Here is a 19,460-nt window from a genome sequence, read left to right as displayed (position 1 = left end):
GGCGAGTGGCGGGCCGCCCACTATGCCGACGAAGGACGCTGGCCGCCGAGCCCACGCGGTACCGAGCGGCGTAAATTCCTGGCGTCCGCCGGGCGTGACCGCTGGCTCGTCAAATTCGCCGGCCTCGGCGAAACCGGACTGCGCAAGAAACGAGCCGCGGCGATGTTGCATGAAGCCGGCTTCGGATCGCAAGTTGTCGCGCTTTGCCATGGCTTTCTGGTTGAACGGTGGATTGACGGCAGCACGATGGATCAGGCGCCGCTGCCCAGGGAAAGACTGATCGCGGAGCTCACAAACTACCTGACCTGGCGTGCGCTCAATCTTCGAACTTGCGAACCGGGTGCATCATTGCTTGCTCTCGCGGAGATGGCTGTTTCCAATGCGTCGGAAGCCTTGGACGAGAAACGCGCAGCGACGTTGCGCGGTTGGCTCTCGAAACCGACCTCCGCGCATGTGCTGCAGCGCGTTGAAATCGACGGAAAGCTTCAACCGTGGGAGTTTCTCGTTCGTGCAGATGGCACGGTGCTCAAGACAGATGCTGTTGACCACTGCCGGGCACATGATTTGATCGGCTGCCAACCGATTGAGTGGGACATTGCCGGCGCCCGCGTCGAGTATGGACTGTCCGACAGCGATGTGAGGACCTTGGTCGAAGGAATGGAACTTCCCATCGACCGTGACCACATCGGCTTTTTCGAACCATGCTATTTGGCATTCCAACTCGGGCTCTGGAGCACGGCTGCGCAATCCGAAAACGGCGGGGAAAAAACAAGGCTGGCCGAGATGGCAGACCGATATAGGATGCCGCTGATACGGTTCCTGGACGAATGCCGGATATGATCGTTCCGATCAGTCCAGCCTTCGCAGCATGTCTGCTTCCTGCTCGAGAATAGTGGCCACTTCCTCGCGCTGCAGATGCGTCATCATCAGGCTGACGCAGCACTCGAGATAGGTAATCGAGGCGCGCCGCAGATAGGCAGCGGTCTCGCGTTCGGCCATCTGGTCGATATCCCTCGAGGGGCGCTTGGGTTGCATGAGGGTGATCCTCCGTATCGGGTCCTCCTGCCAAACCACAAGCCTGGGCGGATGTTCCGCACGATCTCGGGAAAGGTTCGGCGCCATCTCGCATCACGCCGGAAGGTTCTGCAGCCCTCCGGGTGCGGGCCTCGCTCTTTTGGCAAAGCCCGTCATCTGATCGCCGATGCGGCTGCCTTCGAGAGCTGCGAAATAATCGATCGTCAGCTTGAGCCCTTCGTTGAGGGGCACCTTCGGCGTCCAGCCGAGCAGCGCTTTTGCACGCGAAATATCGGGCTGCCTGCGCCGAGGATCGTCTTGCGGCAGCGGTAGAAATCTCAGATCCGATTTGGTACCCGTCATCGCCTTCACCAACGCAGCCAGTCGCACGATGGTGAATTCTCCGGGATTGCCCAGATTGACCGGCTTGCCTGGATTGGGATCGATATCCATCAGGCGCCTCAATCCATCGATCTGATCGGAGACATAGCAGAAGGATCGCGTCTGCAAGCCGTCGCCGAAGATCGTCAGGGGACGTTTCTCGAGCGCCTGCATGATCAGGTTCGAGACGATGCGGCCGTCCGCCGGATCCATTCTCGGACCGTAGGTGTTGAAGATGCGCGCGACGCGCACGTCGGCTTTGCCGGCTCTCAGATAGTCGAAGCAAAGCGTTTCGGCGGTGCGTTTGCCCTCGTCGTAGCAGGCGCGCGGACCGGTGCAGTTCACGTGGCCGACATAATCCTCCCTCTGGGGATGCTGTTCCGGATCGCCATACACTTCGCTCGTCGAGGCCTGTAGCAGCCGCGCGTCATATCGGACAGCGAGTTCAAGCAGGTTGAGCGTTCCAATCACGCAGGTTCGCGTGGTGTGGATAGGGTCGGCCTGGTAACGCGGCGGCGAGGCAGCGCATGCCAGGTTGAAGATACGCTCCACGGGCTCGCCGAGATCCAATGGCCGGCAGATATCCTGCTCGATCAACCGGAAACCCGGATGGTCCATGATCGAGATGATGTTCTCCATGCGCCCAGTCAGAAAATTGTCGGCGCAGATCACGCGCCAGCCGTTGCGGAGCAATGCTTCGCAAAGATGCGAACCGAGGAATCCCGCACCGCCGGCAACAAGCACTGCCTTTGCCCTTCGCGCGTTTCGTGTTTGTCGCATCGCCGTTTTCTCCTGTCTGCTGGTCATGCTGCGCTTCCGATGTCGAAATCGAGGGCCGCCGCCCTTGGCTGTGTCAACGCCGCCACGAATTCGCGGGCCCTGGCCGCACCGGTGTGGGATGCGAGGACGCGTTCGCGGGCCCGGCGGGCCATGGCGAGGCGTGTGCGCTCGGACTCGCCGAACAGGATCTCGACGACATCGTCCGTTTCCCCGGCGGTGTGGATCGCCGATGCAGGAAAGAAGCTGTCGAGCCCTGGCCAGCGATCGCTGATGATGGGCGTGCCGCAAGCAGCCGCTTCGAACAGGCGCACACTGGGCGACCATCCCGCGGCGATCATGGAACTGCGTGTGACGTTCAGCGTGTAGCGCTGACGGTTGTAGAACGCGGCATGATCGGCGGGCGGCAGATGTTCGATACGTTCGACATTGTCCGGCCAGATGATGTCGGATGGGTATTGCGAACCGGCCACGACGAAACGCCGGTCCCGCATATGCCGTGCGGGCTCGAGCAGCAGCGCGTTCAGCGTTGCCTGCCGGTCGGCACTGTAGGTGCCGAGATAGCCGAGATCCCAGCGGATCGGATCGCCGGTCCGGTGGTGCCGTTCCGGGTCGACCGAGCAGTAGAGCGGTTCGGCGCGGCGCGCGCCGAAGTCCTCCACCAGACGGCCAAGCATCGGCCCGCCGGTGAACGAGAAGTAGACGTCGAAGTAAGGAATCTGCCGCCAGCTCAGATAATCGCAATCGTCGGCTGAAAGCTGCGCCACGGTCACCGGCGTGTCGATGTCGTAAAAGCAGAAGCGCCCTTTGCAAAGTGAAGCGACGATGTCGATGACCACGCGCCCTTCCGGCACGAACGAGCCGATGACGACGATGTCGGCCTGCTCCAGGCACCGGGCGTAGTCGCGTTGTAACTCCGCGGTGGTTTCGTAGTAGCGCAAGGCGCAGAAATCCGGATCGCGCAGATCGCGGTGGTTTGCGTACCACGGCACCTCGCGCTCCAGAAAGGTCACGCGGTGGCCGAGTTCGTGCAGACCTTTCAGCAGGCCTCGAAACGTCGTGGCGTGGCCGTTTCCCCAGGACGAGGACAGCGACAGGCCAAGAAAGACTATGTCCAATTGCTTGGTCATTCCGCTGCCTCCACGGTCCCCTGCTCGAAGTGACGTTTGAAGACTGCATCGGCCACGTCCGCCCGCAACGCGTAGGTGTGATCGGCCAGCACGCGGCAAAGTGCGGCCTGGCCGATTGCCTTTGCCCGACTGGAGGTCAGCGAGCACATGATCTCGGCGACATCGCCGCCGTCGCGCGCCACCAGGATCTCCTCGCCTGGCTTCAGGAACAGTTCCACGCCCAGCCACGCATCGGTGATGAGGCAGGCGCCGGCGCCGGCCGCCTCGAAGACACGCGTGGCCGGTGAAAAACCGTTTACGGCCATGCTGTCGCGGCTGATGTTCAGAACCGCCTTGGGTGTGACGTTGAAGGCATTGTGATCGCGGGTGCCGACGTGACCGAGCCAGCCGACATTGGCGGGAAGCGGCTTGTCCCCCCAGCCCGATCCACCGAGCAGAAAACGCTGTTTCGGCAGCTGGCATGCGGGATCGAGGAAAAACGCTTCGACCCGTGCCTCACGATCCGGCAGCCTGTTGCCAAGGAACGCCAGATCGCAAGCGAAACGCGCATTGCTGGTGACCGGATAATGTGTTTGGGGATCGAGCGCATTGTAGATCGGCACGCATTCGTTCGCCCCCATGGCACGGTAGGCCCATACGACGGGGTCGCCGCCGCCATAGGTCAGCACAAGGTCGATTTCTTGCAGGGCGCTATGGAGCGGATGGTCCGGTTCGTCGCGCAACTGGGCAAGGGTTGCCGGAGCGTCCACGTCCCAGAATACCACCAGCGCGTCGCTGCGGGCGTGGTCGAGAACGACACGCAGCAGCGCCTCGTCCTCGAAACCGACGCCACTCGCCTTGACGACGATGTCGGCGCTGGCGGCACGTGCCGCGACCTGCATCAGCGCGTGCTGGGTCGCTTCATAAACGACGACAGTGCACCAGTCAGGCGCCTCGATGTCGCGATTCTTCTGCCGGTCGTAGACGTCGGGTTCATAGAAGGTGATTTCGTAGCCCAATTGGGAAAGCGCCTTCAGCAACCCGCGATAGTAAGTCGCGGCACCGTTCCAGTAGGACGACAAAAGACTCGATCCGTAGAATGCCATCTTCATGCGGCGGCTTCCTTTGCGGTGGTGTTGTTGATGGTATGTTCGGTCGTGCATGCCGTGAGCACGCGGAACAGCTCGTCAACGCGGTGCTGGCAGGTATGCCGGGAGCGAATGGTCTCGAGGCCCGAAGTCACCAGGGAAGCCGCGAAATCCGCATCGGCCAATACCGCCCGCAAGTGTTGCCGCATCTGAGAGCCGTTCTCCGCAAACAGGAAGTCGACGCCGGGCCTGAACAGCTGCTCGACATCGGACCAGGGTGCTGAAATCAGCGGAATGCCGCAGGCGAGCGCCTCGAACATCCGGATCGTCGGAATTCCAGGCAATCCCTCACGATAGGGGCGCCGTGGGATGTGAACGGTGACACGATGCGCGGCGAACGCCTTCGGCACATCGGCATTGGCGATCCATCCATCATAGCGCAGTCCGGCGGCGGCCAGGTCCGCAAGTGCGGGCTTGGGGTAGCGTACGCCGTGAACAGTGGCCTCGAGACCGAGATCGTGTACTGGCTCGATCAGAAATTCCTTGAGTTCGGCAGTCCGCTCATCGTCGCCCCAGTTTCCAATCCAGACCAGATCGGACATGGGATGGATCTCTGGGTGCGGCTTGAACAGGCGATCGTCCGCGGCTTCATGCCAGGTGAAGACGCGCTTGCCCCAGCCGGCGCGCAGATAGCTCTCGCGCAAGGTCTCGCCAAAGGCGAGGACGCCGTCATAGTGCTCCAACCGTAGCGCCGAGATTGCCTCGGTCGCCGATATGGCCCGGTGATGGGTGTCATGAAACAGAAGGATGAAGTTGCCGCCAGCGGCCCGGGCACGGCCGATGCGTGCGACAAGCTCCGGATCCGTCCACTCATGAACGATCACAACGTCGGCCTCGGCGATCCAGGCCTCGTGATCGAACCCGGCATTGTAGGTCACCGGCATCAACTCTGGGAAATCCTTGCGGAAGCGTTCGATGGCGAAGGATCCCTTCTCGGCCAACAGGTTCGAACGGCTCCAGCCGTCGGACGGCTCCAGCGCGACTGCCTGGTGCTGGCGCGCGATCAGATCCCGCATGATACCGCGCAGGAAATGGGCATTGCCGTGGTTCCAGTCGGATACGACCGAGTGGGTGTAGAACAAAAAGCGCATGGTCAACGCCCCGCCATAGCCAGGGCCGCCTTGTCGTAGACGCCTCGCATGGCTGCCGCTTGCCTGGCCAGTGTAAACCGGCGGCTCCGTCGCATCGCTGCCTGGCCGAGCTCTCGCCTGAGTTCGGCATCGCTGGAAAGACGATTGAGGCCGGCAGCGAGGTCGTGCGGATTGCGCGCGTCAAAGAACATCGCGGCCCCGTCCCATAGTTCGCGATAGGTTGCGATGTCGGAAAGCACCAGGGGCGTCGCCGACATGGCAGCTTCCAGCGCGGCCAGACCGAATGGCTCATAGATCGACGGCGACACGAAAATGCCGGCGCGCGCCATCAAGGACCGCACCTCGTGAGACGGCAGTGCTCCCAGAGGAACAGCATAGCTGAAGCTGGTACGCCCGCCGTTCGGACCGTGCATCGAACCGGCGGCAAAGACGGGCCATTGCGTCAGCGACGCGGCCTGGTCGATCACCGCCGCATTCTTCCCCTCGTCCCACCAGCGGGCAGCGGCGAAGACGAGCGGTTGGCGCTTTTCGGCCTTCGGCACCGGACTGGCACTATTTCCGACGACACTCAGACGCGCGATCGGGCCGTAGCAGGTCTCAAGCATGTCGGCGTGGCTGCGGCTCGGCACGATGACTGCGTCGGCCCGATTGAAGCCACGCCTGTTGCGCTCCTTCTGCCAGGCCCATGCGCCATCCACTGCCTGTTTCCTGACGGCGTGGAACCATGTCGTCACGCAGGAATGGGAGACCGCCACGGCTGGGCACGGCGCATCGAATCCCGCCGCCTGCGTCGGCGCGTTGAAATGGACTAGGTCGATGGCGTGGTCGCGCATGGGCGCAAGCAATTCTAGCGGTAGCGCATCCAGGTCGCCGCCGTTGTGGGTCATCCAATCCGGCGGCGTGTTCAACCAGATCAGCGTGGTGAAAGTCTCTGCCTCCGCAGCCTGCTGCCTCGTCGGCTGGGGACCGAGCCCGGCAAGCACCACACTGTCGCCGCCATTCACAAGTTCCCGTGCCAGATCAAGCGCATAGCGCCATACGCCGCCCACGGCATCGACGGTCATCAGGATGCGCCGCGAGCGCGGCGTCAGTGTTCGCAACATGTCGCCTCCAGTTCCGCCAGCGGCCGGGGCCGCTTCTCCTGGATGTCACTGAATTTCTGGAAGGATGCGAGATAGTGATCATGGGCGCGCTCCCAGGCAAGGTCGTCGGGTTCGCCCCAAAGCTCGCGATAGCTGGGCGAACTCGGATACGGATAAAGCGGAACAGGTTCATTGGCCCATACGCCGTGGTCGATCAGGTGGGTTCGCCAGTGCTCGACCAGGGCGGGATCATCCTCGACCACGCCGATCAGATTGGCTTGAACGAATGGAACGTGACGTCTAGCATCGACGAGCAGCGCGGCAAGTTCCTCGGTGCCCAGCCGGCAGCGCTTGGCCAGCATCGCCCGGCCTTCAACCGTCAGGCTTTCGAGCCCTGCTTCAATGGAGACGCAGCCTGCGGCGCCCAGCAATTCCAGCAGCTCGGGCTTCCACAGATCGATGCGGGTCTGCACGCCGAATTTCACATTGCGATCGACCAAGGCTTCCAGCAACGCTTTTTGCGGCAGGAAGATTTCGTCGATGAAGTAGATGTAGCCGACACCTTGGGCAATCAGCCGATCGATCTCCGCGACCACCGCTTCGTGGTTTCGACGGCGATAGGCATCACGGAAATCGATCTTGGCGCAGAAGCTGCAATTGTAGGGACAGCCGCGCGATGCCTCGACTTCCGCGCCGAACCCGACCTGATTGTCATCGAACCTGTGATGGTGGTGCGAATGGGCTGCGATCCAGTCCGCAGGCCATTCGAGGGGTGGATGATCGACAAACGAGCTGGCGTGGACGCCGCCGTTCGAAACCACCCTGGCATCCCGCAGATAAGCGGTTGAGGGCACTGCGCTCCAATCGTCGCGCCGGGCAAGTTGCTCGACGACTTCTTCGCATTCGCCGCGCACGACGATGTCGACGCCGAGCTTGCGCAAGGTTGGCGCCGGCGTGGCCGAGCCGTGCGGCCCGACGGCGACCGTGCGTCCACCGCGCCCGGCGAGAAGGTTGAGGAAATCGGCCGGCACGCGCAATTCCGGCGGTGCGCAGCGCCAGAACAGATAGGTCGGCGCGGTACTGACGACAGTCATTGCCGGGGCGAAATCGGCCACCCGCTCGCAAAGACCGGAATTGTCGAGCTTCTGCAACTGACCATCCAGCATCAGCACCTCATGTCCGGCGGCTTCGAGCAGGGCCTTCGAATAGCCGAGTTCCAGCGGCAGATGTGGTTGGCGGCAGCCGAAATAGATGCTGTCGTCGTAGGTCCAGAATGGGTTTACCAGAGCGATTTTCATGCGACGTACCTCACGGCTTCGGGGTGAGGCTCGAGCCGGTGGCGCTGCAGCCAGTCGGCTAGGTCGCGGACGCCTTCGCGCCATGAAACCTGGGCCATCCAGCCAAGCGCGGTTTTGATCTTGCGGGTGTCGGCGACGAAGAAGGGCTGGTCGCCGGTGCGTTCGCCATCATGGCGGATTGAAAGCTCATGGCCGGTCAGGCCACGGATCTCGCTCAACAGCGTGCGCAGGCTGAGCGCATTTTCCGGGCCGCCGCCAAGATTGAATGCCTGGCCTTTGGTCGTCTCGATGTGGTCGAGTACGGCCCTGTAGGCGGCGACGGCATCGGAAACATGCAGGATATCGCGCACTTGCCTGCCGTCACCGTAAATGGTGATGGGGCGTCCCGTCAGCGCGCTGAGCAGGAAGTGCGCGACCCAGCCCTGGTCCTCGGTTCCGAACTGGCGCGGTCCATAGATGCAGCTCATCCGCAGCACCGCCGTCGGCATGCCGTAGGATTTGGCGTAGTCGAGCACATACTGGTCCGCCGCGCCCTTGGAGCAACCGTAGGGCGTGCAGAAGTCCAGGCCCCGAGCCTCATCGATGCCGTTCGCCTGGATGACGCTGTCGCAAGGCACATAGCGGTCGCCGTCCTCGCGGACCGCGACGTCGGGCAGGCTGCCATAGACCTTGTTGGTGCTGGCGAAGACAACAGGAATACGCTCACCGCTCAGTCGCGCCGCCTCCAGTACGTTGAATGTTCCGCGAAGGTTGATGTCGAAATCCTCGCCCGGCTGGACCAGGCTTGTGGTGACGGCGGTTTGCGCGGCCAGATGGAAAATTGCCTTTGAACCCGTCAGAGCCGGCGCCAAGGCGTTGGCGTCCCGCACGTCGATGGTCTCCACCGTGAGGCGACTGGCGTGTTTTTGTGCCAGCCATTCAAGGTTCTGCTGGACGCCCGGACGGCTGAGATTGTCGATCACCAGCACCGGTTCGCCATCCGACAACAGGCTGTCGGCGAGGTTCGATCCTATGAAGCCGCTGCCGCCGACGATGGCGACCGGCGCGTCGCGTCGATTGCGTGTGTTCATGACACCAGCCCGCGTTCTTCGAGCTCGCGTTTCATGTCGGCGCCGCGGTCGACGGCGGACGTGTTACGCACCCAGGAAACGAAATCGCCGAGCGAATTCTCCAGTTGCCGCACCGGCTCGAAACCGAGCAGCTCACGGGCCTTGGAAATATCGGCGAAGCAGTTGCGGATATCGCCGGAGCGCGCTTTGCCGAGCAGTTCGGGCGAGCGGTTCGGTGTCCCCATGGCCTCGGCCAGCAATCGTGCGACTTCGCTGATCGCGTAGGCTCGGCCGCTGCCGATGTTGATGACATGACCCTTTGCCTGGCGTTGCTGCAGTGCAAGGCGAAAGGCGCGGGCGACGTCATGCACATGGACGAAATCGCGCTTCTGTTCGCCATCCTCGAAGATCATTGGCCGTTGGCCGTTGGCGAGACGCGAAGCGAAGTTGGCCAGCACGCCGGTATAGGGGTTCGACAATGCCTGGCCGGCGCCGAAGACATTGAACAGGCGCAACGCGACAGCATCGATGCCATAGGCTTCGCCGAAGATCAGCACAGCGCGTTCTTGTGCGTATTTTGTCAGCGCATAGATTGAGGCGAGATCGACCGGCTTTTCTTCGTCCGTTGGCAGCGGCGAGAGGGGGGCTCCCTCTGGCGACAGCGGATTCCATTGCCCGCTTTTGATGTCGCTCGCCTTGCGCCGGGCATTGTCGATGCGCCGGCCGTCTGGCGTTGCATAGAGCCCTTCGCCATAGACGCTCATCGACGAGGCGACGACGATCCGTTCGACCGGGTGCTTGATCAGTGCTTCAAGTAGCGTTGCGGTGCCGAGATCATTGGCGCCGACATAGCGCGCGATCTCGTACATCGATTGTCCGACACCGACTTCCGCCGCCAGATGAATGACCGCGTCAACACCTTCCAGCGCACCGGCGACCGCCTCCCGGTCTCGGACATCACCCTTGATCAGTTCGGTCCCGGCGGGAAGCGCGACGGCTTCGCCCGCATGCACCTGCTCCAGCAGCGCATCGAGGATGCGAACCGAATAATCCTGCTCGACGAGTTCCTGTGCGACATGCCGGCCGATGAAGCCGCAGCCTCCTGTAACCAATATGCGTTTCACGACGACTCCTCAGACCAGTAACCTCGGCGCCCCGAACTTTTCGGCAAAAGGTTTGTTCCCTTGCTTCAACAAAGTTCCTTTGGCGGACTTCGTTGGGAGCCGGCATCGCGATCACGGCGCGGTGCTGGAACATTGACGCCCTTGTGCTGTTAGGACGCCCGACAGCCCGCGTGTCCCATGGAGCAACGCCGATCAAAGGAGATTTCAATGTCTCAGTCGCAAACGACCACCGACCACGACGAAATTCGCAAGTGGGCCGAGGAGCGGGACGGCCGGCCGGCAGTGGTGCGCACAAAAGGCGAGGGCGGCATCCTGCGGATCGACTTCGGTGAGCCTGAGGAAGCATTCGAGCCCATCGAATGGGACGAGTTCTTCCGGATATTCGACGAGAACGATCTGGCCTTTCTGTATCAGGCCAAGACCGGGGAGGGGAAAGCCAGCCGTTTCAACAAATTCGTCGAGCGCGATCAGAAGGACTGATGAGACAAGCCAAGCGGCTGATCTGTACGGCCCAGTTGTCGAGATGTGGTCAACAATGACGGCCCCGCGGCTTAGCACTTCAGCCTGAGAGGGAGGGTAAAATTAATGCATCAGGTTTGCGCCGCGGGTTTTCGCCATCTCTCGCATGATGCCGTTGAGCCAGTTTTCAGTGGATTGACCAGGCTGTCTGCGGTCGACATCCCGGATCGCTTGCTCGAGCGTCCTCTCGACGAGCCGATCCGATGCGTCGACGTCTCCCAGCAAAAGGCGCGCCGCAAGTCGCAGTTTGGGCAAAAGCGCGAAGACGTCGTCGGACGGGTCCGGTCCGGGGGTCGCCCGCCCCGGTGCCTGCGGGGGAAAGAGTGCGTTGAACACCGCCTGGCTGCCCGAGGATTTCCGCAGATTGCTGGCGTAGCGGAGATGGTCGGGAATGGCGATGTCGTCATCGCCACTGAAGAACACGAAGGGGACACCCCGGCGCATCAACTCATCAGCGATTGGAAACACGCGTCGGCCATTGAGATTGACATCGAGGATTGCAGCTTCGGCCGTTTCGGTATGTTTGGATGCCTGTTCGACGGTTGCGGCGGGCCCGAGAATGATGGCGCCCATATTGCTGAAAAACCGCGCAAGATCTCCCGCCATCGTCCACTCGTCTTCGACTATCAGAATATGCAGCCCCCGCAGGTCGCGCACGTCGTCATCCTTTCTTGCAACGGAGGTTAGAATGCAGAGGATTTGCTTTCCGAATTCTGTCATCCAGGGCCGCCTGCAACCGCTTCGCAAGCATCAGCATGCGATTCGGGACGGGCCCCGCATCGGAACCTGCTAGCGATCCAGGCGCCCCTGACACCACTGGCGCTCGGAGTTTTATGTCAGCAGAGCGTTTCGTCATTGAACCACCATTGATATCGGGTTCAACGTCATCCCTGACGTCTTGTTCCATACGTCTTGCGCGCTATATGGTTATGTCCTGTTCGATCCGGCCTTGAGGAGACTTCATGTCGGGTCGGCGAAAGGGGGACATGCCGTGACTGCCCGATCGACTAGATTTCCCATCGTTGGCATCGGCGCGTCCGCGGGTGGCATTCCCGCGATGGAAGGCTTGTTCAAAGGCGTTACCAGCCAGCCCGGCATGGCGTTCATCATCATCACGCATCTCAGCCCGAAGCGAGAAAGTCTGTTGCATGAAGTTGTCAGCCGCTACACCGAGATGCCTGTCGTTGTGGCCGAGGATGGCATAGCTGTTGTACCTGACCACGTCTACGTGATGCCACAAAACGTCACTCTGGCGATCGCCAACGGTGTGCTGCGCCTGCGGCGGCCCAACGGGCTTACCCAAGAGCGCAAACCCGTCGACATCTTCTTTAGTGCGCTCGCTGAAGACCAGGGCGAATATGCCGTGGGCGTCATTCTGTCGGGCGGTGATTCCGATGGAACGCTGGGCGCCAAGGCGATCAAGGAGCGGGGTGGCCTCACTGTCGCGCAAGCGCACGACGGCTACGGGCCGCGCAATCCCGACATGCCACAGAGCGCTATTGCCAGCGGGCTCGTCGACGTCGCTGTGCCCGCCGAGGAGATCGGGGCGAAGCTGGAGGCTTTCGCCCGCGGCTTCGACACGCTGGAAGGGCTGGCGGAAGAAGATGGCGACCATACGGCCGACATCGATAAGGTGCGAGAACAGATATACGCCATTCTGCGCAGCCACTCCGGCCACGACTTCTCGGGCTACAAGACCAAGACATTTCTGCGCCGCGTGAAGCGACGCATGCAGATCGCCCAGGTCCATTCCATCAGCGCCTATATAGACTGGCTGAAGAAAGATGCTCGCGAGGTGATGAACCTTTTTCGCGATCTGCTGATCAATGTCACCAACTTCTTTCGCGACCCCGATGCCTTCGAGTTGCTCGAGCGAAAGATCATACCGCAGTTGTTCGAAGGCAAGACCGCCAGCGACACCGTCAGGGTCTGGGTTCCCGGATGCGCCACGGGCGAGGAGGTGTTCTCCATCGGCATCCTGCTGCGCGAACACATGGAGACGCTTACGGTCGTTCCGCGCGTCCAGATATTTGCCACCGACATAGACGAGCCTGCGCTGGCGGTGGCCCGGGCGGCACGCTATCCCGAAGCCCTGCTGCAAGGGCTTTCACCCGAACGCCGACAGCGGTTCTTCAACGGCGACGGAGAGAGCTATGTCATTAGCAACGAGATACGGGAACTGTGCATCTTCTCGCCGCACAGCGTCATTCGCGATCCGCCTTTCTCGCGCATGGATCTGGTCTCCTGCCGCAATCTGCTGATCTATTTCGGCCCGAGCATCCAGAGCCGTGTCATCCCTGTCTTTCACTATGCATTGAAGCCCGGCGGTTACCTGTTCCTCGGCACCTCCGAAAGCGTTGGGCAGCACGACAATCTGTTTGCCACTGTCGACAAGAAACATCGTCTCTTCCAGGCGCGCGAGCATGCCTCGCCGCATATCAGGCTGCCCGCCTTGATCGGTGAGAGCCGTTCCGGCGTCTTTCCCTCTGAAAGCGCCGGCTTAAGGAAGGGAGCCGCCGGTTATCCGCTGCGCCAGGCTGTCGAGGCGCAGGTGCTGGAGCGCTTCGCTCCGCCGCATGTCCTGGTCAACGCCGAGGGCGATGTCGTCTATTATTCGGCCAGGACCGGCAGATATCTCGAAGCGCCGCAAGGGATTCCCAGCCGGCAGTTGCTGACGATGGCTAGGCGTGGGCTGCGACTGGACCTCCGCGCCGCGTTGCGGGAAGCGACGACGACGCGCCGCACAGTGGTGCGGGAAAACCTCATCGTAGAGGAAGACGACGAACGGGTCCAGCCGATCAAGCTCACGATCGAACCGCTCACCGAACGTGGCAATGGCGAGCCGCTTTATCTCGTCCTGTTCGAACCGTCGGGGCCGACCCAGGCCCGCTCAGAGGAAGACGGCGGCGGCCGTGACAGTGACAGCACCGCCGATCTCGAGCGGGAGCTGCGCGACACCAGGGAGCGCCTGCAATCGACGATCGAGGAATACGAGACCGCGCTGGAGGAGGTCAAATCGTCGAACGAGGAACTCGTCTCCGTCAATGAGGAGGCGCAGTCCACCAACGAGGAACTCGAAGCCTCGAAGGAGGAGATGCAGTCGCTCAACGAGGAGCTCAACACGATCAACGCCGAGTTGACGGCCAAGATAGAGGAGCTCGACCACGCCAACGGCGATCTGCGCAACCTGTTCGAAAGCACCGACATCGCGACCATTTTCCTCGACCGCAGCCTTGTGGTCCGTACCTTCACGCCGGCGGCGTCATCCTTCTTCAGCCTGCGTCCCTCCGATGTCGGCCGGCCGCTGACGGATCTGTCTAGCCAGCTCGACTACCCCGAGTTGAAGCAGCACATCGACAAGGTCTTTGAGACAGGCGAGATCCTGAATCACCATCTGGCACGCGATGCCAGGGGCCTGTTCCACATGGTCCGCATCAATCCCTATCGCGACAAGGGCAACAGGATCCAGGGCGTGGTGGTGACACTTGTCGATGTCACCACTCTGGCACAGGCGGAAGAGCATCAGCAGGTGCTCATCTCGGAACTCAACCATAGGGTCAAGAACATGCTTGCGGTGATCGCCAGCATTGCAAGCCGCACGCGGGAAAGTTCTGATACGAAGGAGGAGTTCGCGGATGCGCTGATCGGCCGCCTGCATGCCATGTCGCGGGCCTACGGCCTGCTGACCCGGGAGAGATGGAAGGAAGCCTCGGTCAGGGAAATGCTCCAGCAGGAGCTCGAACCATTCGGCATCGAGCGGATCGAACTCGATGGCAAGGATGTCAAACTAGGTCCGCAACAGGGGCTTTCCCTGAGTATGGCCATCCATGAACTGGCCACCAACGCGGCCAAGTATGGCGCTTTGTCAAAAACCGACGGCAAGGTCAGTGTGCAATGGTCGATCGACGATGACAGTTTCACATTTGGCTGGCGAGAAAAGGACGGCCCTCCTGTCAAGGCGCCGTTAGACAATGGCTTTGGGCTGACCTTGTTGCAGGGTGAAATTGATTACAGGCTGGGCGGCCATGTCGAGACCGCGTTCCACAAGGACGGCCTCAGCGTCCAGATCGCGTTTCCGGCAAACCACAAGGAGGCGCCGTGAGCGACGACAGGCCGCGCGTTCTGGTGGTCGAGGACGAATGGCTGATCGCCGAAGACGTCGCGTCTCGCCTGCGTGCGGCGGGTTATCCCGTGATCGGCCCGGTCTCGTCGGTCGCCGCGGCTCGTCAACTTATCGATGCAGGCAAAGTCGACGTGGCGCTGCTGGACATTCAATTGAACGGTGAAACAAGTCTGCCCGTGGCCGAAACACTGTTGGCTCGCGGTATCCCCTTCGCCTTCATGACCGGATTTGGGCCCCGTGACGTTCCCAAACCCTTCCGAAACTGCAAATTCGTGCCGAAGCCGGCAGGCGACGCTGCCCTTCTCAACACCCTGGCCGACCTGGCATCGCTTCGTCCCGACACGCATTCTTCGTGATTTCAGGCAGTGCTGGCCTCGATCGATCCGGTGACTCCGGCCCGCCCGATTTAGGGTTCATTCGACTGTGAACACCTCAGGGACCGCGAAGTGGAACAACTCAAGTCCGTGCGAGTTCGGTAGCCGTGCAGCGTCATCGCTCCCCTCGTTTGATGCTGGACGATCGGGTCCCCCTCAGCCTGATCCGCTCGCGCTTTCTGTTGGAAAGCGCGAGCCTTTAATCATCTCGACGATCATGTTTTTGGACCGGGGTGGGAACAACGTACCGGTTCGGCAGTTCGGCGTGCAGGAGGAACAAAATGCAATTCGCCGAAGAAATCGCGCTCAGGCGCGTAAAAATGCTGGTCGAACAATATGTTGTAGCCAGGAGCAGGAGATATGATTTCGTCTCGACGGAACTTGCCTGCAAAGCCATCCGCCAGGTCGTACGAAGTCCGATTGAAGATGCCGAACTGGACCATCTGCTGGCCAGAAGCGCCGTCAAGCAAGGGCTTTCGGTGCGGTTCGACCGAATAGGTCATTGGCAGACGGCTTCGCCCGAACTCCAGGAGAAGTCAGCATGAGAGCAGTGCTATTGATGTCGGCGGCATTGCTCGCCTTGGCGGGGTGCAACGATAATGCCGATCCAGCCAAGTCCAAGACGGATACTACGAACAGCCAACCGGTCGACAAGAATCCCACGACCGACACCAACCCGACACCGCAGACCAGCACCGGCGGCGAGCAGCAAGGCACGCAGCCAACCCAGCCGGCATCTCCAAAGCCAAGTGGCGGCTAGGCCAAGTGGCGGCTAGGCCAAGTGGCGGCTACGGCCGCTTCTGTGCCCAACGGCGGGGTCGCCGGACACGTCTCTCCGGCCGGGACCGAGGCCTCCGGCCTCAGCAAACAATTCTTACGGGAACGGACTTGACGGCCGGAACGTGGGCCTCCTTGGCGCGATGCCATAGGGGCACCAGGGGATTGAGTTCCGGATAATAGCCGGCGCAGTTGCCTTGCGGCACGGAATAGGGTGTCACACGAAGGCCGCGCACACGCCGCTCCACACCGTCATCGGCATGCGTTTCGAGATCGATCTGCTGCCCCGCGGTCAGTCCGAACCGCTGGATGTCGGCCTCATTCATCAGCAACACCATGCGTGTACCGTGGATGCCGCGCAACCTGTCATCATAACCGTAGACGGTCGTGTTGAACTGGTCGTTGGATCGCACTGTGATCAGCGTCAGCACCTTTTGGCCCGAGACATCGATATCGGGATCTGTCTCCAGCGTGGTGGGCGGCTTGAAATTGGCCTTCTTGTTCGGCGTTTCCCAAATTCGCTTCGATGCCTTGATGTCGCGATGGAAGCCTCCGGGTGTCAGGAACCGCTTGTTGAACTGGCGGAAATGCTGTGGAAAGCAGCGCTCGATCTCATCACGGATGCGAGAATAGTCGGCAATCCACTTATCCCAAGGGATCGAACTCATGTCTGGCACGGTGGCCTTGGCCAGCTCCGCGACGATCTTCGGTTCCGAAAGCAGGTTTGGCGAAACCGGCGGGCGCGATCCAAAGGACCCATGGATGCAGGCGGTCGAATCCTCCATGGAAACGGTCTGATCGCCGCTTGCCTGGCGATCTCTTTCTAACCGGGACAGGCAGGGCAACAGATAGGTTACTGCCCCCGGCAGGAGATGACTTCGGTTGAGCTTGGTCGCGATTTCGACATGCAGGCCAAGTCTGCGCCAGGCTTTCTCAACGAGGCCGGTTTCGGGCACGGCGCGGACGAAATTACCACCCAGGCCGACAAAGCCTTTCACCGAGCCGGCGATGACGCCTTCGCAAGTCTCGACCGTATCGAGGCCCTTCTCGCGCGGGGGCTCGAATGCATAGAACTCGGCGAATTTGTCGAGCGGAACGAGTTCAGGTTTTTCGGATATGCCGACGGTGCGCTGGCCCTGGACGTTGGAATGACCCCGCAGGGGCGAAATGCCGGCGCCGGGTTTTCCCATATTGCCCCGCATCAGCAGCAGATTGCACAACATCTGCACGTTTTCGGTGCCATGCCTGTGCTGTGTCAGACCCATGCCATAGTTGCCGATCACCGCATTGGACCGGCTGTAGACTTCGGCGACATGCTCCAGATCCGGTCGCGCAATGCCCGACCGGGCGACGATGTCATCCCACGCGGCAGCGCGCAGATAGGCCTCGAATTCGGCGAAACCATGCGTATGTTCCGCGATAAACCCGATATCGAGGATACGCGAGCTTCCCTGCTCGCGGGCCGCATCGTCGAGCGCGAGCACAGCCTTGGCGATGCCGGTCATGGCGGCGATATCGCCGCCGCCGCGGACCTGGAAGAAGTCGCTGGACATTTTCGTGCCGGGCCCCGGCGACAGCATGTCAACGGGATTCTGCGGGTTCTTGAAGCGCTTGAGCCCTCGCTCCGGCAAGGGGTTGAAGGTGAACACCGGCACATTGCGTTCACGGGCCTCCTGCAGCGGGTGCAACAGCCGCGGCGCCGTCACCCCGGTGTTGTGGCCGAAGAAGAACATCATGTCGCATTGCGAAAAGTCTTCGAGTTGTACGGTTCCAACCGGCGAGCCGATTGATCTGGGAAGCCCGACCGAGGTCGATTCGTGACACATGTTGGAAGAATCGGGCAGGTTCGACGAACCGTAGATGCGCGCGAACAGCTGATACATGAAGGAAGCCTCCAAAGAGGCCCGGCCGGACGTATAGAAAACCACCGATTTCGGATCGAGGCGCCGAAGTTCCATGCCGATCTCGGCGAAGGCTTCATTCCAGGACACCGGCTCGTAGCGGTCGGTGACGGCATTGTAGCGCAACGGATCGGTCAGTCGGCCCTGCTTTTCCAGCTCGCAATCCGGCCAATCGAGCAGTTCGGTGACGGAATGTCGTGCAAAGAAATCGGGGCCGCAGCGCAGCTTCGTCTGATCCCACAGCGTGGCCTTGGCGCCATTTTCGCAAAACTCGAAAGGCCGCGGCTCTGCCGGCTTGGCCCATGAGCATGAAACGCACATATAGCCGTCTGCCTTGTTCTGCTTGAGCAGAGTGCTCCATATCCCAGACATCAGAAGGCCTTCGCCATAGGCTTTACGGATCAAGGAAGACAGGGATCCCCAGCCGCCCGTCGGGTGGTCGTATTTCTTGATTTCGACATGATCGGTAACGGCAGGTTTCATGGCAGAACCTCGCAAGTGCGACTACCAAACCTCGCCGCTCGTTGATTGTTCCCCGCTGCCGGGATGGGAACGTCGCTGGTTCAATCCAATCCCGCCAATCCCGGATCGCCCCACCGCTGGAGGCCAGGCCGGCAAGCGCCAGACCCGGTCCTCACTGAGGGCGCTTGCCTGTGGAACTATTTCCGTCATGGGCTGTTCGGCGATGGAAGGAGCCGCAAATGGAGCGACGCAACGCAATAATCTCGCTGGTGATAGCGGCGGTCATCATTGTCGGTTTCGTCGTCGGCTTTTTCTACGTTGACATGGGATGGCAGACCTCGCCGCTGAAACGCGCGCCGGAGCAGAACCAGGGCGGCAATGCCCCGGCGGATACCGCCCCGGCTGCCGGCGTCCAGAAAAATCCCAGGGAAAACACGGAAATGCCGGGGCAACAGTGATCGATGGCTGGCAGCAACAGGGGAGGGTGACCTGGCCGTGACGCTGTCGAACTGAGATCAACACAGCACCGATCTGGAGTGCGGATGATGGGCATCCTTTCCGACCTCGACAAGAAGCTGACGGACAATATGTACGAGCATGGCAGCGAACTCACCGATGCGGTTTCGGATCTGCCGGAAGCAGTTGTGGAAGCGGTCGAGCGGCTGATGTTTTTCATCCAGCCCGACGCGCGCGACACAGTCAGAAGTCAGGTTCTCGGCCTCATTCACGAATACGGAATCCAAGACGCTTCGAGCGGGGATCGCCCCGATTGACGTTCAGCACCCCACTAGCAATCGAAACCCGATTGAGACCGCCTCGTGCTCCGGATCGGGAGCCGCGGTTGTTGACGGACTCGTCGAGCGCTCTAGATCAGATTCACGCCGGCCGCGGTTTGTTGCGTCGGGGAGACTATTCTGTGGCGCACCAAACGCCTGATTTGATCGTTAGCCGCCGCTATCTCAGGCTTGACTGCTTGTGCCTGCTTTTGCTGATGCTCTCGGCATGCTCATCTTCCGATCAGATCGAGCAGCAATCACGAACCGTGGCGTCCGCATCGCAGACCGTGTTGATGGCGCTGGACGCCTGGGCGGCAGGGGCGGCGCCGACCGCATACACGGTGGACACGCTGCAATCGATCGGCAAGACGCTTGCCGATGTCGGGGCGCAAATCCGGTCCGCCGAAATCAGTGAACCCACCGAGCAAGCTTCTCTGACAAAAGCAGTCAATGAT

At 61.3% G+C, this 19,460-nt stretch carries 19 protein-coding genes and 1 pseudogene; 8 read left to right on the top strand and 12 right to left on the bottom strand.

The window, feature by feature from the left end; translation table 11 throughout:
- Positions 1-840 (top strand): annotated as a pseudogene (locus EN932_RS09545) (hypothetical protein); the annotation flags it as partial.
- A 9-nt stretch (positions 841-849) separates the two neighbouring features.
- Here EN932_RS09545 and EN932_RS09540 read toward each other — a convergent pair.
- From EN932_RS09540 to EN932_RS09500, 9 genes are all read right to left on the bottom strand, one after another.
- Positions 850-1,035 carry a hypothetical protein gene (locus EN932_RS09540; protein WP_013533200.1) on the bottom strand — a complete coding sequence of 62 codons (186 nt, stop codon included), beginning with the start codon at positions 1,033-1,035 and terminating at the stop codon, positions 850-852.
- 93 nt (positions 1,036-1,128) lie between these two features.
- Positions 1,129-2,175, bottom strand: a complete 1,047-nt coding sequence (locus tag EN932_RS09535; RefSeq protein ID WP_024502361.1) for a UDP-glucuronic acid decarboxylase family protein — start codon at positions 2,173-2,175, stop codon at positions 1,129-1,131.
- Positions 2,176-2,198: 23 nt separating this feature from the next.
- Positions 2,199-3,302, bottom strand: coding sequence for a glycosyltransferase (locus EN932_RS09530; protein ID WP_024502362.1), 1,104 nt, complete (start codon positions 3,300-3,302; stop codon positions 2,199-2,201).
- Positions 3,299-4,393, bottom strand: coding sequence for a glycosyltransferase (locus tag EN932_RS09525; protein WP_127384533.1), 1,095 nt, complete (start codon positions 4,391-4,393; stop codon positions 3,299-3,301). Before EN932_RS09525 ends, EN932_RS09530 begins: the two co-directional genes overlap by 4 nt.
- Positions 4,390-5,520 (bottom strand): glycosyltransferase, encoded by a 1,131-nt coding sequence (locus EN932_RS09520; protein ID WP_127370015.1) that lies wholly within the window; start codon positions 5,518-5,520, stop codon positions 4,390-4,392. Before EN932_RS09520 ends, EN932_RS09525 begins: the two co-directional genes overlap by 4 nt.
- A 2-nt stretch (positions 5,521-5,522) precedes the next feature.
- Entirely contained in the window at positions 5,523-6,623 is a 1,101-nt protein-coding gene (locus tag EN932_RS09515; RefSeq protein WP_127370016.1) for a glycosyltransferase family 4 protein, read from the bottom strand.
- Positions 6,608-7,900, bottom strand: coding sequence for a TIGR04295 family B12-binding domain-containing radical SAM protein (locus EN932_RS09510; protein ID WP_127384532.1), 1,293 nt, complete (start codon positions 7,898-7,900; stop codon positions 6,608-6,610). Before EN932_RS09510 ends, EN932_RS09515 begins: the two co-directional genes overlap by 16 nt.
- On the bottom strand, positions 7,897-8,970 hold the full coding sequence (locus EN932_RS09505; RefSeq protein WP_024502366.1) for an NAD-dependent epimerase/dehydratase family protein: 1,074 nt from the start codon (positions 8,968-8,970) through the stop codon (positions 7,897-7,899). Before EN932_RS09505 ends, EN932_RS09510 begins: the two co-directional genes overlap by 4 nt.
- The gene (locus tag EN932_RS09500) at positions 8,967-10,073 is read right to left on the bottom strand and encodes an NAD-dependent epimerase/dehydratase family protein (RefSeq protein ID WP_127384531.1); all 1,107 of its coding nucleotides are present in this window, start codon (positions 10,071-10,073) and stop codon (positions 8,967-8,969) included. The genes EN932_RS09505 and EN932_RS09500 overlap by 4 nt, the downstream gene beginning before the upstream one ends.
- Before the next feature lie 207 nt (positions 10,074-10,280).
- On the opposite strand from EN932_RS09500, the gene EN932_RS09495 reads away from it, so the two are divergent.
- Complete coding sequence (locus EN932_RS09495; protein ID WP_013533191.1) at positions 10,281-10,553, top strand: hypothetical protein; 273 nt, start codon at positions 10,281-10,283, stop codon at positions 10,551-10,553.
- A 102-nt stretch (positions 10,554-10,655) separates the two neighbouring features.
- Here the strand turns inward: EN932_RS09495 and EN932_RS09490 are convergent, their stop codons facing one another.
- Complete coding sequence (locus EN932_RS09490) at positions 10,656-11,312, bottom strand: response regulator (RefSeq protein ID WP_127368738.1); 657 nt, start codon at positions 11,310-11,312, stop codon at positions 10,656-10,658.
- A gap of 271 nt (positions 11,313-11,583) precedes the next feature.
- On the opposite strand from EN932_RS09490, the gene EN932_RS09485 reads away from it, so the two are divergent.
- Both EN932_RS09485 and EN932_RS09480 read left to right on the top strand, forming a co-directional pair.
- Positions 11,584-14,694, top strand: coding sequence for a CheR family methyltransferase (locus EN932_RS09485; protein WP_127368737.1), 3,111 nt, complete (start codon positions 11,584-11,586; stop codon positions 14,692-14,694).
- Positions 14,691-15,071, top strand: coding sequence for a response regulator (locus EN932_RS09480; RefSeq protein ID WP_127368736.1), 381 nt, complete (start codon positions 14,691-14,693; stop codon positions 15,069-15,071). Before EN932_RS09485 ends, EN932_RS09480 begins: the two co-directional genes overlap by 4 nt.
- 233 nt (positions 15,072-15,304) lie before the next feature.
- Here the strand turns inward: EN932_RS09480 and EN932_RS37915 are convergent, their stop codons facing one another.
- Complete coding sequence (locus EN932_RS37915; RefSeq protein ID WP_164756668.1) at positions 15,305-15,592, bottom strand: hypothetical protein; 288 nt, start codon at positions 15,590-15,592, stop codon at positions 15,305-15,307.
- A 38-nt stretch (positions 15,593-15,630) separates the two neighbouring features.
- Between EN932_RS37915 and EN932_RS09470 the strand changes: the two genes are divergently transcribed.
- On the top strand, positions 15,631-15,849 hold the full coding sequence (locus EN932_RS09470; protein WP_013533186.1) for a hypothetical protein: 219 nt from the start codon (positions 15,631-15,633) through the stop codon (positions 15,847-15,849).
- A 100-nt stretch (positions 15,850-15,949) separates the two neighbouring features.
- On the opposite strand, the gene EN932_RS09465 is transcribed toward EN932_RS09470, so the two are convergent.
- Complete coding sequence (locus EN932_RS09465) at positions 15,950-18,250, bottom strand: FdhF/YdeP family oxidoreductase (protein ID WP_024502371.1); 2,301 nt, start codon at positions 18,248-18,250, stop codon at positions 15,950-15,952.
- A 218-nt stretch (positions 18,251-18,468) separates the two neighbouring features.
- Between EN932_RS09465 and EN932_RS09460 the strand changes: the two genes are divergently transcribed.
- The 3 genes from EN932_RS09460 to EN932_RS09450 all read left to right on the top strand — a co-directional run.
- On the top strand, positions 18,469-18,687 hold the full coding sequence (locus EN932_RS09460) for a hypothetical protein (protein ID WP_013533184.1): 219 nt from the start codon (positions 18,469-18,471) through the stop codon (positions 18,685-18,687).
- 84 nt (positions 18,688-18,771) lie between these two features.
- On the top strand, positions 18,772-19,002 hold the full coding sequence (locus tag EN932_RS09455; RefSeq protein ID WP_013533183.1) for a hypothetical protein: 231 nt from the start codon (positions 18,772-18,774) through the stop codon (positions 19,000-19,002).
- Between the two features lie 143 nt (positions 19,003-19,145).
- Positions 19,146-19,460, top strand: a 315-nt coding sequence (locus EN932_RS09450) for a hypothetical protein (protein ID WP_128368795.1), incomplete at its 3' end; no start/stop codon positions are given.

It is taken from the genome of Mesorhizobium sp. M7A.F.Ca.US.002.01.1.1, assembly GCF_004022955.1.
Taxonomy (GTDB): Bacteria; Pseudomonadota; Alphaproteobacteria; order Rhizobiales; family Rhizobiaceae; genus Mesorhizobium; species Mesorhizobium ciceri.
This window is presented reverse-complemented; position numbering and strand designations above follow the sequence as displayed.